This window comes from Rathayibacter sp. AC182 (assembly GCF_979253875.1).
Genome location: NZ_CEEDEK010000005.1, coordinates 1,196,405 through 1,211,427 on the forward strand (window position 1 = coordinate 1,196,405; position 15,023 = coordinate 1,211,427).

The following is a 15,023-nucleotide window of genomic DNA, read 5'->3' on the forward strand; positions in this document are numbered from 1 at the left end:
GCCCTCATCCCGCCCACTCGCCCCGGAAGGGGCACGGGGCTGGACCGGGTACGATTTCCGAGCCCGCGCCTCGGCGGGCCGACAGGAGCGGTGCCCGATGAAGAACTCCCGAGTGGTCTTCTACCTCATCGGAGGCGTCCTCATCCTCGGCTCCGGCATCTCGTCGGCGATGCAGGGCGACGTCTCGGTCCCCGACATCATCACGATCGTCTGCGGACTCGCGATCCTGGCGCTCGCCGCGTGGGAGTACTTCCGCACCCAGAAGCGCGAGTCGGGGTCGAACGACCCGAAGGCCGGACCGCCCCGCTGACCCCGCGCCGACCGTCAGCGCTGCGAGGGCGCTGAGCGCCGCCGCGAGAGCACGAGCCCGGCGGCGACGAACGGAGCCGCGGCCAGCGCGATCGCAGGATGCCGGCGTCCGCGCGTCCCCGCGAACGGGACGACCGCGAGCGGCAGCGCCGCCGGGGCGAGCGCGGCGGCGGCCCTCGGCTCCGAGCGCAGCAGCGCGACGAACGCCGCGGCCGCCAGCGACGAGGTCGCGATGTACAGCGCGTGGTGGATCCAGTGCCAGCGCCCGGTCCGGACGGCACCGGTCGCCACGGCGCGTGCCGAGCGCGCAGTTGGCCGCGTAGCTCGCCGCGGCGGCGCGCATCAGAGCGCGACCGGCGCTCACTCCGCGAGGCCCCGGGTCAGCAGCAGCCGGTACGGAGCCGCCCGCTCGACGCTCCAGCCCGCGGGCGCGACCGCGCGCAGCTCGGCAGCGGTGTAGTTGCGCCGCACCGACAGCGAGCCGTCGTAGTGCAGGAACGAGCCCGCGGCGAGCGGGCGGGTGGCGACGGAGTAGGCCGTGTACGCCAGGCGCGAGCGCTCGATGTCGTTGTGCAGCGCGCGGGGGGCGAGGCGCTCGCTGTCCTCGAGGAGCGAGGCGAGCGACTCCGGGGTCAGGTGGTGCAGCAGGTGGTTCGGAGACCACGACGTCGAACTCGGCTCCCTCGTCGACCAGTTCCGAGCTGCTCGCCCGGCGGAACTCGACGCCGGGCGTCCCGGGTCGGGCGGTCGCGAAGGCGTAGGCGCGCTCGTCCGGATCGGCGGCCGTGATCGCGAGCCGCAGACCGTCCTCCCGCGCCCAGCCGGCGAGGGCGAGTGCGACGTCGCCGCCGCCCGAGCCGATGTCGAGCAGCCGGGTCGGCTCGTCGCGGTTCAGCAGGGTGCGCAGGCGCGAGCGGTACAGCCCGCGCCAGCCCGAGACCAGGCGGTTCACGGCGCCGAAGCGCGCGTAGGTCGCGTCGAGCAGCGTGCGATCGCAGTCCGGGTCGTCCATCAGCTCCCGGGCGTCGAGTTCGCGGTGCCGCAGGTCGGGAGCGAGGGAGCCCTCACTCCCGCCCCGCTTCGTCAGCAGGCCCATCTCGACGGTCAGGCCCGGTCCGAAGGCCATCGCCCCGATCCGCTCGCCGTCGGCCGCCTCGCCGTGCAGCAGGCGGCGCAGGATGAACAGCACGGTGGCGCTCGACATGTTGCCGTTCGTGCGCAGCACCTCGCGCGACGGGTGCATCTGCTCGTCGTCGAGCCCGAGCGCGGTCTGCACGCGGTCGAGGATGCTGCGGCCGCCCGGGTGGACGGCCCAGCGCTGGACGCCGCCCGCGCCCGCCTCGCCCAGCAGCGGAGCCAGCGCCCCGGTGATGTTCTGGCCGATGATCGCGGGCACGTAGGTGCTCAGCCGCATCGTGAAGCCGTGGTCGCCGATGGTCCAGGCCATCTCGTTCTCGCCCTCGGGGGTGAGGGTCGTGTCGAGCGCGTCGATCTCGAGGACCGCGGCACCCGGCTCGGGGGCGCGCGCGGTGACGACGGCCGCCGCCCCTCCGTCGGCGAAGACCGAGGTGGCGACGATCTGCTCGGGATCGTTCGAGGAGGTGAGGTGGATCGTGCAGATCTCGACGGCGACGACGAGGACCACCGCGTCCGGGTCCGCCTCGCAGAACGCCGTCGCGGCGCGCAGCCCGGGGAAGGCGCCGTAGCAGCCCATGAAGCCGAGGTGGAAGCGCTGGGTCGACGGCGAGAGGCCGAGCGCGCGGACCAGCTGGTAGTCGGGGCCGGGCGCGTAGAAGCCGGTGCACGACACGGTGACGACGTGGGTGACGTCCGAGGCGGTGAGCGACGCCGCCTCGAGGGCGCGGCGGGCGGAGTCGGCGAAGAGCTCGGGAGCGCGCGCCGCGTAGAGCGCGTTGCGCTCGGCGGTGCCCGGGTTCAGGACGGCGTTCGAGCGGGCGTCGTAGAAGGCGCTCGCGCCCTCCCGCACCTCGCGGTCGAGCTCGTCGACGACGGTGTGCCGGGAGTCGATGGCCGACGCGTCGAACGCGGCACCGAGGATCCTCGAGCCCAGCCGGGTGATGCCGTCCTGCGACGCGAAGAGATCGCGCACGTCGGACTGGCGGAGGACCGTCGCGGGGACGGCCGTCTCGATGCTGCGGATGTGCACGCTCACCCGCAGGAACCTATCCCAGGAACCTGCGGGTGAGCGCTCGTGAGCGGAATCAGAGGATCGGCTTCCCGCCGGTGACGGCGATCGTCGCTCCGCTCATGTAGCTGCCCTCGTCGGACGCGAGCAGGACGTAGGCGTGCGCGACCTCGGCCGGCTGGCCGGGGCGGCCCAGCGGCACGTTCTCGCCGAAGGAGGCGACCGCCTCCGGGGGCATCGTCGAGGGGATCAGCGGGGTCCAGATCGGGCCGGGGGCGACCGCGTTGGCGCGGATGCCCTTCTCGCCGAGAACCTGCGCGAACGAGGCGGTCATGCTCAGCATCCCCGACTTCGTGGCGGCGTAGGGGAGCAGCTGGTAGGACGGCTGGTCCGACTGCACCGAGCTGGTCGCGATGATCGACGCGCCGGGCTGCAGATGCAGGATCGCCGCCTTGACCAGGTGGAAGTAGGCGCCGAGGTTGGTCTCGATCGTGCGGTCCCACTCCTCGTCGGGGATGTCGGTGATCTCCTCGTGGCTCATCTGGAAGGCCGCGTTGCTCACGAGCACCTCCAGGTGGCCCAGCGTCGAGACGGTGCTCGAGACGATCTCGCGGCAGTGCGCGGGGTCGCGCAGGTCGCCGGGCAGCAGCAGCGCCTCCCGGCCGGCCTCGCGGATCCACTTCGCCGTGTCCTCGGCGTCCTCGTGCTCGTCCAGGTACGAGACGGCGACGTCGGCGCCCTCGCGGGCGAACGCGATGGCGACGGCCTTGCCGATGCCGCTGTCGGCTCCCGTGACGAGTGCGACCTTGCCGCTCAGTCGGCCGGTGCCGCGGTAGCTCTGCTCGCCGTGGTCGGCCTTCGGGGTCAGCTCCGCCTCGGTGCCGGGCGGTGTCTGCTCAGGGGATTCCGGAGTCATGACTCTCCCTCTCGTGTCGGTGGGTGGGTCGTTCCATGGAAGCCGACGCCGGCGCGGGAGCGCAGGGGGTTGACGCCCCTCCGGGGCCGCACGAGGCGTCGGGCCCGCGCCGGAACGGCCGGATCCGAGCGCTGCCGCTCGCCGTCAAGCCCGCGACACCGAGGCCCCGCAGGGCGCTCGACTGGCCTCACCGCCGAACTCCGTCGGCGGTCCCCCAGGAGGTCGTCATGAGCATCCCCACCGACTCCGGTCGCGACAGCAGCGACCCGCGACGCGACGACACGACGGCCCACGCCGCCGGAGAGACGCGCCGTTTCGAGACCGCCCCGCAGGGCGGGAGCACCTCGAGCACCACCTCGACGAGCACTCCGGACCGGTCCGACCGGTCCGACTCGTCGAGCGCCCCCGAGCACCGCGCGCCGGTCGCCCCCGACTCCGCCGAGGCGAAGCAGGCCAGGGCCGCCGCCCGCAAGGACATCCACGACCGCGAGCGCGAGCGCTTCGGCGGGCTGAAGATCGGCTGCGCCTTCTTCGGCTGGCTCGCCGCGACCGGCCTCGCGGTCATCCTCACCGCCCTGGTCACGGCGATCGGAGCGGCCGTCGTCGGCACGCAGGACGTCACCGCCGATCTCGCCGCCGACCCGGTCGCCTTCGGCTGGGTGGGCGCGATCGCGCTGCTGGTCATCCTCTTCGTCGCCTACTACTCCGGCGGCTACGTCGCGGGCCGCATGGCGCGCTTCAACGGAGCGAAGCAGGGCGTGGCCGTCTGGGCGTGGGCCGTCGTGGTCGCGATCCTCGTCGGCATCGCCTCGGCGATCACCGGAGGCACGCAGCTGCTCTCGGCGGTCAGCAGCTTCCCCGCATCCCGCTCGACGGGAGCGACGCCACGATCGCCGCGGTCCTGACCGCGCTCGCCGCGCTCGTCGTCGCGCTGATCGCGGCCGTGCTCGGCGGACTCGCCGGTATGCGCTTCCACCGCCGCGTCGACCGCGAAGGACTGGCCGGCCTCGCCGTCTGATCCCCTCCGCCGAGACGCCACCTGCACGGCCCTCCCCCGGGTGCCGCTGCAGGTGGCGTCTCGTCTACGCTCGCGGGGTGATCCCCCGCGCCGCCGCTCTCGCCCTCGATCTGCAGGAGTGGGCGGCCCCCGCTCGGCTCTCGGCACTCCGCGCCGAGTACCTGCGTTCCTCGCCGAGCACGGCGAGCAGGCTCTGGAGCGCTCGCTCGGTCCCGAGCACATCACCGCGAGCTGCTTCGTGCTCTCGCCGGGGCTCGACCGTGTGCTGCTCTGCTTCCACCGCAAGGGCCGGTTCTGGGTGCAACTCGGCGGGCACATCGAGCCCGGCGACTCCTCCGTCGCCGAGGCTGCTCTGCGCGAGGCGCGCGAGGAGAGCGGAGTCGCGGCGCTCACTCCACTCGGATCGCTGCCGCTGGATGTCGACCGGCACGGTCTCGGCGACGGCTTCGGCCGGTGCGCCCGGCACTGGGACGTCGGCTACGGCGCGATCGCGGACCCGTCGGCCCCCGTCGCGGTGAGCGAGGAGAGCGAGGACGTGGCCTGGTTCGCGGTCGATGCGCTTCCCGAGCAGGTGCCGCCCGGGTTCGCGGGGCGGCTGGCGGGTGCGGTGCGGGCCGCTCGCGCCGTGGCGCGTCCGTAACCGAGGTCGGATGGCGCCGGGCCTGCGCTGGAGCGGGCCCGAGCCGCGCTCACCCTCGGTTGCGCACCGGTCGCGCAGTGCCGTGCGGCACGATGGGGCGATGAGCACCGCGCAGCGCCCCGTCGTCGTCCTCGCGGGGGCGAGCGGCTTCCTCGGCACCGATCTCGCCCGCCGCTTCGAGCTGGAGGGCTGGAGCGTGCGCCGTATCGGCCGCTCGGGTCCCGACGCCCGCTGGGGCGACTCCGCGGGGCTCGTCCGCGCCGTCGACGAGAGCGCGCCTGCTCGTGAACCTCGCGGGAAGAGCGTCGACTGCCGCTACACGGCCGCGAATCGCGCCGAGATCCTCCGCTCGCGCGTCGAGACGACCGCCGAGCTGCACCGCGCGGTCGCGGCGGCCGCGACTCCGCCGCACGTCTGGATGAACCCGAGCACCGCGACGATCTACCGGCACGAGGAGGAGCGCGCGAACACCGAGCGCGACGGCGTGATCGGCGAGGGCTTCTCGGTCGACGTGGCCACGGCCTGGGAGGCGGAGTTCTTCCGCGAGGGACACGCCCGCCACCCGCCGGATCGCGCTGCGCATGGCGATCGTGCTGGGCGACGGACCGGCGACCGGCATCCTGCTGCGCCTCGCGCGCCTGGGTCTCGGCGGTCCGCAGTACGACGGCCGCTGGCCTGCGACCCGCGATCGCCGCGAGGCGGGCGTGCACCACGAGTACCGGCCCACGCGCGGTCGTCAGCGCTTCAGCTGGATCCACGTGGAGGACGTGTTCCGCTCGATCCTGTTCCTGGAGGAGTCCGCTCGAGGGCCCGGTTCAACCTCGCGTCGCCGAATCCCAGCGACAACACGGAGCTGTCGCGCCTGCTGCGCGCCGCGGTGGGCCGCCGCGTCGGCCTGCCCGCCCCGCGCTTCGTCCTCGAGCCCGCGATGCTGCTGCTGCGCACCGAGCCCGAGCTGCTCCTGAAGAGCCGCTGGGTCGTCCCCGGCCGCCTCGAGGACGCCGGCTTCGCCTTCGCCCACCCGGACCTCGCCGAGGCCCTCCGCGACGTCGCCGCCCCCGCCTGACCGGTCGGCTCCTCCGGCGCCGCCGACTAAGGCTCACCGCGCCCGATCCGACCACTTCCCCGGTTCTCGGCCGCCCAGCCTCGCTGCCTCCGCCCGCCGTGGAAGGCGCCACCCCGGCGACCCCCCATTCCCGAGAGGCACCCCTTGCAGACCGCTTCAGCCCGCGGAGCCCCCAGTCCCGGCACCGTCAGTTCCGCAAACCGACAGCCCCGGAAGGCCCGAGTCCCGAGGGCATCATTCCGGCAGGCCCTAGTCCCGGAACCACAGTCCCGTGAACTAACAGTCCCGGCAGGCATCAGTCCCGGGAGTCAACGGTCGCGGCAGGCATCGGTCCCGGAGTCAACGTTCGCGGGAGGCATCAGTCCCGGAGGCTCGGGTCCCGGGAGGCATCAGTTCCCGGCGGCAGCAGTCCCGGGAGGCCCGCGTCGCGGGGCTCGGTCCCGGGAGGCAGCAGTCCCGGGAACTCACGGTCCCTGGAGGCATCAGTCCCTGGAAGCTCTCGTCCCGGAAGGCTCGGGTCCCGGGAGGCGCACTCGAATCCCCGCACCCCGCGACGAGGCGAAGCCGGAACGCGTGCCAAGCGTTGTCGGCGAGCCGTGCGCAGGACGCTCTGCGGTACGCAACCGTCTCGGCCGACCGCCCACGCCGCACAAGGCGGCGTGGACGACGTCGCGGAAGCGTCGCGCTACTGCGCGACCCTGAGCGCGTGTCGCGACGGTACTGCCCGCCGTCGAGGTGGATCAGGTCGAGGGCCTGGTAGTGCCCGCGCCCGCGCCTCGGCGAAGTCCGCGCCGCGTGCGACCACGTTGAGCACGCGCCCGCCGGTGGCGACGAAGCGCCCGTCGACCAGCTGCGTCGCGGCGTGCGCGATGGTCACGCCGGGGACGGCCTCGGCCGCCTCGAGTCCGCCGATGCCGCGGCCGGTGACGGAGTTCTCGGGGTAGCCCTCGCTGGCCAGCACGACGGTGACGGCGACCTCCTCGGTGAAGGCGGGCCACGGCACGGAGGCGAGCGAGCCCGTGGACGCGGCGAGCAGCAGCGCCGAGAGGGGAGGCGAGGCGGGGCAGGACGACCTGCGTCTCGGGGTCGCCGAAGCGGGCGTTGAACTCGATCACGCGGATGCCGGCGTCGGTGACGATGAGGCCGCAGTAGGAGTCCGACGAACAGGCGTGCGCTCGCGCTCGAGCTGGCGGATGGTCGGGATGGCGACGGTGTCGATGACCTCGTCGACGAAGGCGCGCTCGCTCTGCCAGCGGTCGGCGAGCCAGGGCAGGGAGTAGGCGCCCATGCCGCCCGTGTTGGGACCCTCGTCGCCGTCCGCGAGGCGCTTGTAGTCCTGGGCGGGCGAGAGCGGGACGACGTCGTGGCCGTCGGAGAGGAGGAAGAGCGAGACCTCCTGACCGGCGAGGAACTCCTCGATGAGGACGTCGCCCGACTGCAGCCAGAACTCGGCGTGCGCGACGGCGGCGCTGCGCGACTCCGTCACCAGGACGCCCTTGCCGGCGGCCAGGCCGTCGGCCTTGACGACGTAGGGGGCGCCGAACTCGTCGATGACGCGCGGTTGGCGTCGACGAAGTCGAGACCCGGACGGCAGCGGCCGGTGGGCACGCGGGCCATGTCCATGACGCGCTTCGCGGAGGTCTTCGAGCCCTCGAGCGCGGCGGCGGCCCTGCTCGGGTCGAAGGTGGGGATGCGGCGCTGGCGCAGGGCGTCGGCGACTCCGGCGACCAGCGGCGCCTCGGGGCCGATGACGACGAGCTCGATGCCCTGCTCGACGGCGAAGTCGGTGACCAGGCGCGGAGGCTGTTGGTGTCGAAGTGGATCACCTCGACGTCGCGGGCGATGCCCGCGTTGCCGGGCGCGGCGATGATCTCGTGCTGCTCCTCCTCTGCGAGGAGAGCCGTGATGATGGCGTGCTCACGGGCACCGAACCGAGGACGAGGATCTTCACCTGAACAGGATAGGCCCGGGGCCTCGCGGGGCGGACTTCCGCCGTCACGCCCCCGCACGGCCCGCTCGGGCCGGTTCTGCGGACCCGCCGCGAGATGCCGCTCCGGTACGGGTTCTCCGGCGTGTCGCGTACCGGACACGGCATCTCGCGGAGGGCCGCACGTCCCCGGCACGGCAGGATGGGATGCATGGCCAAGGGGAAGATCGACGAAGCGTCCGGTCAGGCGGCGGTGCGCGCGGCGCTCGCCGGAGCGGCGGACCGCACCACCACCGCGACCGCCGTGCGGTTCCTCCTGCAGATCATCGAGACGCGCGTACCGGGTCGCAGCGTCGAGGTGCGCGTGCCCCCTTCGGCGCTGCGCAGTGCGTCGAGGGCCCGGGCCACACCCGCGGCACCCCGCCGAGACGTGATCGAGATGGACGCCGCCACCTGGCTGGCCCTGGCGACCGGCGGCCTCCCGTGGACCGATGGCCTCGCGAGCGGGCGGATCCACGCGTCCGGGGTCCGCGCGGACCTCACGCCGTTCCTCCCTCTCCTGCGCGTCGGCTGACCGCGTCCCTCCGCCGTGCCTCCGCGTCGGCTGGGAGAACCCCGGCAGTCGTCGGATTGACTTCTCGTAAACGAGGCCGCCGAAGCACGGACCGGCGTTTGACCTGGGGCCGACCCTCAGCTTGGCTGGGAAAGTCCCCCTCATGCGGCCGGAGTCCTCTCCGAGTCCCCGCTCGACGCTTGGAGATCTCGACCAGATGCGAAGCAACACCCCCGGCCGTCGACGCGGCCTGATCAGAACACTCTCGGCGACCGCGGTCGGCGCCGTCGCCGGCGCCGCCCTGCTCGGCGCGGCCCCCGCGATGGCCGCCGAAGCGAAGGTCATCGACATCTACACGATGAACGACTTCCACGGCCGCCTCGAGGCGTCCGCAGAGGGCTCGGTCGACAACAGCTTCCCCGGTGCCGCCTCGCTGGCCTCGGCCTTCGCGACGCTCAAGGCCGAGAACCCGAGAACTCGATCCTCGTCTCCGCCGGCGACAGCATCGGCGCCTCGACCTTCCACGTCCTTCGTGCAGCAGGACAACCCGACCCTCGACGCGCTGGGCCTCATGGGAGTGAGCGTCTCGGCGATCGGCAACCACGAGTTCGACCAGGGCCGTGCCGACCTCGACGACCGCGTCATCCCGCAGGCCGAGTTCGAGTACATCTCGTCGAACGTGCTCGAGAAGGGCACGAGCAAGCACGCCTACGCCTCGTCCTCCGTCGAGGACTTCGACGGCGTGACGGTCGGCTTCATCGGCGCGACCACCGCGAGCCCTCGCTCGCGACGCCGTCCGGCATCGCCACGCTCGACATCGCCCCGATCATCGACTCGGTCAACGCCGAGGCGGCACGCCTGCAGGACGGCGTCGACGACTCCGCCGACGCCGCAGTGCCCGCCGAGTCCAAGAACCTCGAGGCCGACGTCCTCGTCGCAGTGATCCACGAGGGCGCCGAGAGCGCCTCCGCGGACCTCGATGACGAGAACACGCTCTTCGGCGGCATCGTCGACGGCATCGGCGGCGGGATGGACGCGATCGTCTCGGCGCACCACGCACCAGGCCTACGCCTCCGAGGTCACGGTCGACGGCAACACGCTCCCCGTCGTCCAGGCGGGCCAGTGCGGCAACCGCCTCGGTCACATCGAGCTCACCGTCGACCCCGAGACGAAGGAGGTGACCTCGAGCGCGCAGAACCTCGTCGAGACGCTGGCTCCCGTCCAGGTCACCAACCCGACCACCGGAGTCGTCTCGACGGCCTACCAGCCCGCGTACGCCGCTGATTCCACACCCCGAGGGCGTGGCGGTCGCCGCGGTCGTCGCCGACGCCGTCGCGGTCGCCGAGGTCGAGGGCGCCGTGCCGGTCGGCGAGATCACCGCCGACGTCCGCCGCGGCTCCCAGTCGGACGGCTCCGAGAACCGCGGTGCCGAGTCGACCATGGGCAACCTCGTCGCCGACGCCCAGCTCTGGGCCACGCAGGAGGACCTCGGCACGCAGATCGCGTTCATGAACCCCGGCGGAGTGCGCGCCGACCTGCTCTTCGCCGCGAGCGGCGCGGGCGACGAGGACGGCAAGGTCTCCTACAAGGAGGCGGCCGCCGTTCAGAACTTCGCGAACACCCTCGTCACCGAGACGCTCACGGGTGCTCAGATCAAGACGGTCCTCGAGCAGCAGTGGCAGCCGGCGACCTCCAGCCGTCCGGAGCTGCACCTGGGCATCTCGGCCGACCTGTCGTACACCTACGACCCGACCGCCGAGGCTGGCTCGCACGTGACCGGCGTCTTCTTCCAGGGCGAGCCGGTCGCGGACGACGAGACGTTCAAGATCGTGACGAACTCGTTCCTCGCTTCCGGCGGCGACAACTTCACCGAGCTCGCCAACGGCGCGGACCAAGGCCGACTCCGGCCGCGTCGACCCTCACGGCCTTCACCGACTACATCGCCGCGTTCTCGCCGGTCACCCCGGACCCCGCGTCGCGCTCGATCGGCATCGTCGACACCAGCGCGGAGGAGCCCGGACGCTCACCTACGACCTGTCCTCGCTCGACGTCAACAACTCGACGGTCCGCGACGACGAGGTGCAGGTGCTGATCGACGGTGAGCAGGTCTCCTCGGCTCCGATCGACCACACGGTCGTCGACACCACCGACGAGCAGGGCCGGGCCTCGGTGAGCGTCGACATCAGCGGCCTCCGCCGCCGGTGACCACGAGCTCGAGTTCCGCCTCCCCGTCACGGGAGTGTCGGTCGGCTCGACCCTCACCGTCACCGGAGCCCCGGAGGGCGACGCCCACCCCGGCGCCGACCCCGTCGAGACCGTGATCCCGACGACCCCCGCCACCACCGCTCCGGTGGCCGGCGGCTCGACCGGCGGCGGCGCACCAGCTCGCCGCGACCGGGTTCGACACCACCCCGGCGCTGCTCGCCGGTGCCGTCGCGCTCCTGCTCGGAGCGGCGATGAGCGTGGCGCACCTGCGCCGCCGCACCGTCTCGAAGTAGCGGACAGCACGGAGGGCCCCCCGACGATCGTCGGGGGCCCTCCGTCGTTGGGGACGACGGAACGCCGCCTCCCTGTCGGGACGGCGGCGTTCGGGTGCTGCTGGAGCCGGAGGCTCAGTAGCGGGTCGGGACCTGGCGGTACCCGTCGCGACGCGTCACGAGAACGGTGGCGACGGCGCCCCAGGCGGAGACGGCGGCGAGGAGGACGGCGACGGCGATGCTCATGAGTGTTCTGCCTTTCGTTGCGGCGGAACCTGATCCATCCGCCGGGATGCTGTGTACAACGTCCACTCTGGCCACTCCTGTTCCTAAGGACAATCGATGAGTTCTTGCCCTGACGTGTAGCGCGTTGCTTCATGGACGTGCGGCGGCTGGAACTGCTCGGAGAGCTCTCGATGCGGCGCTCGATCACCGCGGTGGCGGAGGCGACGCACCGCACTCCGTCGGCCGTCTCGCAGCAGCTGAAGGTGCTCGAGCGCGAGGCCGGCGTGCGCGCTGATCGAGCGCTCGGGACGCGGTGTGGTCCTGGCCGGAGCCGGCCGGGAGCTGGCCCGCAGCGCGACCGAGATCGCCATCGCCCTCGAGCGGGCGGACGCGGTCTCGGCAGACGTTCAAGAACAACCCGATCGGCGAGGTGACGATCGCCACGTTCCCCACGGCCGGGCAGATGCTGCCTCCCGGACGCCCTGGTGGCGCTGCGCAGCGTGGAGGGACTCGTCGTGCAGTGCGAGGACGTCGATCCCGGCACGGACGAGTTCGCCGACCTCACCGCCGACTTCGACATCGTGCTCGGGCACTCGCCGACGGGTCGCAGCGCCTGGGCGGGGCGCGGCCTGGCGATGGCCGAGCTGATGGTGGAGCCGCTCGACATCGCCCTGCTGGTGGGCACAGGCTCGCCGACCGGGCCACGGTGACCCGCGGCCGACCTGGTCGGGGAGACCTGGATCGGAGTGCCCGACGGCTTCCCGTTCGAGCGGGTCATGCAGGAGATCGAGACCGCCTCGGGCGAGGCCGTGCGGGTCGAGCAGCGCTTCGCCTCCACCCGCGTGACGGAGGCGTTCGTCGCGGCCGGGCTCGGCATCGCGGTGCTGCCCCGCTACGCGGCCGGCGGTGTCGGAGTGGTGGTGAAGCCGCTCCGGGGGGTCAGCTCGGTACGGCACATCGTGGCGCTGATGCGGCCGGACAGGGCCGAGCGGCTGTCGGTCCGGACCGTGGTGCGCGAGCTGCGCGCGCGGGCGGGGCGGATCGTCCATTCGCTCTGAGGGGCAGCTCCGTCGAGTGGGCGCGATCCGGGGTCCGGAGGAGGGTGAGGCCCGGTTCGGGAGCGACTCGCGCAGGTGCGCACGGTCGAGTGGACGCGATCCGGGGCGCGGAGGGACGGGCAGGCCCGGTTCGGGGCGAGTCGCGCAGGTGCGCACGGTCGAGTGGACGCGATCCGGGGTGCGGAGGGGCGCGAGGGCCCGGAACGCGACCATTCGCGAACCCGGCGTGCCTGCAGAGCCGCTCGGCGGCCGGGTCCCGCCCGCTGGGCACCGCACGGCCCGCTCCGAGCCGCGTTCGGGGGAGAATGGAGGCGTGACCGATCCGCTCGACCCCCCGCAGCACTCCGACGACGTCGAGGTGACCCGCGAGGAGGTCGAGGTGCGCCGATCGCCGCGCATCTGGCGCATCCTGGCGCTGGGCGCCGGGCTCGGAGCGATCGTCGCGTTCGTGCTGACCTTCGCGCTGCCCGAGACGCAGGGCTTCTCGCAGGGTCAGGTCTTCGGCTTCAGCCTTCTGCTGTTCGTCACGCTCTTCGGAGCCCTCGCGGGGCTCGTCGTCGTCGTCCTCGACCGCGTCGTCGGTCGGCGCGTGGTCCGCGCCACGGCCGAGCGCACGGTCGCCCGCGAGACGCCGGCCGGTGAGCCGGAGGCGGACGGCGGCTCGCCGGAGGATCCGGGCACCGCCGTCCGCTGACGGGTCAGCGGCCCTTGCGCGCGGTCCTGCGCGCGGCGTTCTGCATCGTGCGCTTCGCCTTCTGCGACTTCGTGAGCTTGCGCGCGATGAACATCAGCAGGTAGGGGATCAGGCGGTAGATCACGGGAGGCTCCTCGTCTGCGCGCCCGGGTGGCGCGCGGATTCGAGTCTGGACGCCCGGGCGCCGCCCCGGCACCCGGTTGCGGACGCTCGGAGGCTGTGCTGGTCGCGAGCGCGCCGAGCGGACAGGCCGACCCGGCGCTCCGGTCCCGCGCTCTGCTCGGGGCCCGATCCGTCCTCACTCCAGGCCCCGGCTCGGCGCCGGAGTCAGCTGAGCTGCGTGCGCTCCACCCAGTCCAGGTACTCGGAGTCACGGTGCCCGTGATGTAGTCGCCCGTGAAGCAGCTGGTCTCGAGGTCGGTGACGTCCGGATCCCTCGAGGATCGCCGCCTTCATGTCCGCGACCTCCTGGTAGATCAGGTAGTCGGCGCCGATGGCGTCCGCGATCTCGGGGATCCGCCGGTTGTGGGCGACGAGCTCCTGACGCGAGGGCATGTTGATGCCGTACACGTGCGGGTAGCGGACGGGCGGCGCGGCGGAGGCGAACGTGACGGTGTTCGCTCCGGCCGTGCAGGGCCATGTCGACGATCTCCTTCGACGTCGTGCCGCGCACGATCGAGTCGTCGACGATCAGCACGTTCTTGCCCTTGAACTCGCTCGACATGGCGTTGAGCTTCTGGCGCACCGACTTCTTGCGCACCGCCTGGCCCGGCATGATGAACGTCCGGCCGACGTAGCGGTTCTTGTAGAAGCCCTCGCGGTACTCGATGCCGAGCTTCTGCGCGACCTGCATCGCGGCGGGGCGGGACGAGTCCGGGATCGGCATGACGACGTCGATCGCCCCGCCCGGCGTGTACGCGGCGATGGTGTCGGCGAGGCGGTCGCCCAGGCGCAGTCGCGCCTCGTAGACCGAGATGCCCGACATGACGGAGTCGGGGCGCGCGAGGTAGACGTACTCGAACGAGCAGGGGATGAGGCGCGGGTCCTTCGCGCACTGGCGGCTGGCCATGGTGCCGTCGGGGGTGATGAAGACCGCCTCGCCCGGCGCGACGTCGCGCACGATCTCGAAGCCCTGGGCCTCGAGCACCAGCGACTCGGAGGCGACGACCCAGTCGTCGGTCGCGCCGACGTTCGAGCGGCGGCCGACGATCAGCGGGCGGATGCCGAAGGGGTCGCGGAACGCGAGGAGTCCGACTCCAGCGATCAGCGCGATGGTGGCGTAGGAGCCCTCGACGCGCTCGTGCACGCGGGCGACGGCGTCGAACACCTCGTCGGCGTCGAGGTCGCGGCCGGACATCGAGGCCTGCAGCTCGTTCGCGAGGACGTTCACCAGCAGCTCGGTGTCGGAGGTGGTGTTGAGGTGGCGGCGGTCGACGCGGAAGAGCTCCTCGGTGAGCTCGCGCGTGTTCGTCAGGTTGCCGTTGTGGACGAGGATGATGCCGTAGGGCGCGTTCACGTAGAACGGCTGCGCCTCCTCCTCGCGCTCCGCGTTGCCCTTGGTGGCGTAGCGGACGTGCCCGAGGCCCATGGTCCCGAGCAGCGAGCGCATGTCGCGGGTGCGGAACGCCTCGCGGACCTGGCCCGCGGCCTTCTTGATGTGGAGGGTGCTGCCGTCGGCCGTCGCGATGCCGGTCGAATCCTGACCGCGGTGCTGCAGGAGCGACAGGCTGTCGTAGATGGACTGGTTGACGGGTCCCGAGGAGACGATTCCTACGATTCCGCACATGCCGGATGGGCTCCCAATCGGGTAGCAGGGGGGGATGACGGTCCATCCTGACATGCGGCGACCGCATCCCCTAATGGTTCGCCGTGGGCGGATCGGCCGGAGCGCGGCGGTGCCCGGGCGCGGTGTCGGGCGGATCCGCCGAGGTCGTCGCCGGTGCGCAGAAGCCTCGTCGCGGGCTCTCGGCCGGGCGGGCCAGTCGGTAGGGTCG

At 72.7% G+C, this 15,023-nt stretch carries 12 protein-coding genes and 3 pseudogenes; 11 read left to right on the forward strand and 4 right to left on the reverse strand.

All coding sequences use genetic code 11. From position 1 onward, the window contains the following. Positions 1 to 4: 4 nt before the first annotated feature. Together AC0CII_RS17365 and AC0CII_RS17370 are read right to left on the reverse strand one after the other, a co-directional pair. Positions 5 to 2,482, reverse strand: a complete 2,478-nt coding sequence (locus AC0CII_RS17365) for a 3-oxoacyl-[acyl-carrier-protein] synthase III C-terminal domain-containing protein (protein ID WP_465230155.1) — start codon at positions 2,480 to 2,482, stop codon at positions 5 to 7. Positions 2,483 to 2,531: 49 nt separating this feature from the next. Then, positions 2,532 to 3,371 (reverse strand): SDR family oxidoreductase, encoded by an 840-nt coding sequence (locus AC0CII_RS17370; protein ID WP_465230156.1) that lies wholly within the window; start codon positions 3,369 to 3,371, stop codon positions 2,532 to 2,534. A gap of 227 nt (positions 3,372 to 3,598) precedes the next feature. Here AC0CII_RS17370 and AC0CII_RS17375 point away from each other — a divergent pair, with 227 nt between their 5' ends. From AC0CII_RS17375 to AC0CII_RS17385, 3 genes and pseudogenes are all read left to right on the forward strand, one after another. Further along, positions 3,599 to 4,276, forward strand: coding sequence for a hypothetical protein (locus AC0CII_RS17375; RefSeq protein ID WP_465230157.1), 678 nt, complete (start codon positions 3,599 to 3,601; stop codon positions 4,274 to 4,276). Between the two features lie 153 nt (positions 4,277 to 4,429). Beyond that, entirely contained in the window at positions 4,430 to 5,029 is a 600-nt protein-coding gene (locus AC0CII_RS17380; RefSeq protein ID WP_465230158.1) for an NUDIX hydrolase, read from the forward strand. A gap of 100 nt (positions 5,030 to 5,129) precedes the next feature. Next, a pseudogene (locus AC0CII_RS17385) lies at positions 5,130 to 6,095 on the forward strand (epimerase). Between the two features lie 708 nt (positions 6,096 to 6,803). Here the strand turns inward: AC0CII_RS17385 and purD are convergent. After that, positions 6,804 to 8,046: pseudogene (gene purD / locus AC0CII_RS17390) on the reverse strand (phosphoribosylamine--glycine ligase); the annotation flags it as partial. 187 nt (positions 8,047 to 8,233) lie between these two features. Here purD and AC0CII_RS17395 point away from each other — a divergent pair. From AC0CII_RS17395 to AC0CII_RS17430, 8 genes are all read left to right on the forward strand, one after another. After that, on the forward strand, positions 8,234 to 8,596 hold the full coding sequence (locus AC0CII_RS17395) for a sterol carrier family protein (protein ID WP_465230159.1): 363 nt from the start codon (positions 8,234 to 8,236) through the stop codon (positions 8,594 to 8,596). Positions 8,597 to 8,792: 196 nt separating this feature from the next. Then, positions 8,793 to 9,518 carry a hypothetical protein gene (locus AC0CII_RS17400; RefSeq protein ID WP_465230160.1) on the forward strand — a complete coding sequence of 242 codons (726 nt, stop codon included), beginning with the start codon at positions 8,793 to 8,795 and terminating at the stop codon, positions 9,516 to 9,518. Further along, complete coding sequence (locus AC0CII_RS17405) at positions 9,470 to 9,859, forward strand: hypothetical protein (RefSeq protein WP_465230161.1); 390 nt, start codon at positions 9,470 to 9,472, stop codon at positions 9,857 to 9,859. Before AC0CII_RS17400 ends, AC0CII_RS17405 begins: the two co-directional genes overlap by 49 nt. Before the next feature lie 17 nt (positions 9,860 to 9,876). Then, a complete protein-coding gene (locus tag AC0CII_RS17410) occupies positions 9,877 to 10,677 on the forward strand; it encodes a 5'-nucleotidase C-terminal domain-containing protein (RefSeq protein WP_465230162.1) in 801 nt (266 codons plus the stop codon). Between the two features lie 758 nt (positions 10,678 to 11,435). After that, a complete protein-coding gene (locus tag AC0CII_RS17415) occupies positions 11,436 to 11,711 on the forward strand; it encodes a helix-turn-helix domain-containing protein (protein ID WP_465230163.1) in 276 nt (91 codons plus the stop codon). Between the two features lie 51 nt (positions 11,712 to 11,762). Continuing rightward, positions 11,763 to 11,987, forward strand: a complete 225-nt coding sequence (locus AC0CII_RS17420) for a hypothetical protein (protein WP_465230164.1) — start codon at positions 11,763 to 11,765, stop codon at positions 11,985 to 11,987. A gap of 12 nt (positions 11,988 to 11,999) precedes the next feature. Continuing rightward, the gene (locus AC0CII_RS17425) at positions 12,000 to 12,335 is read left to right on the forward strand and encodes a LysR substrate-binding domain-containing protein (protein WP_465230975.1); all 336 of its coding nucleotides are present in this window, start codon (positions 12,000 to 12,002) and stop codon (positions 12,333 to 12,335) included. 313 nt (positions 12,336 to 12,648) lie between these two features. Next, positions 12,649 to 13,029, forward strand: a complete 381-nt coding sequence (locus AC0CII_RS17430; RefSeq protein WP_465226968.1) for a hypothetical protein — start codon at positions 12,649 to 12,651, stop codon at positions 13,027 to 13,029. Positions 13,030 to 13,356: 327 nt separating this feature from the next. Here the strand turns inward: AC0CII_RS17430 and purF are convergent. Next, a pseudogene (purF, locus tag AC0CII_RS17435) lies at positions 13,357 to 14,815 on the reverse strand (amidophosphoribosyltransferase). Between the last annotated feature and the right edge of the window lie 208 nt (positions 14,816 to 15,023).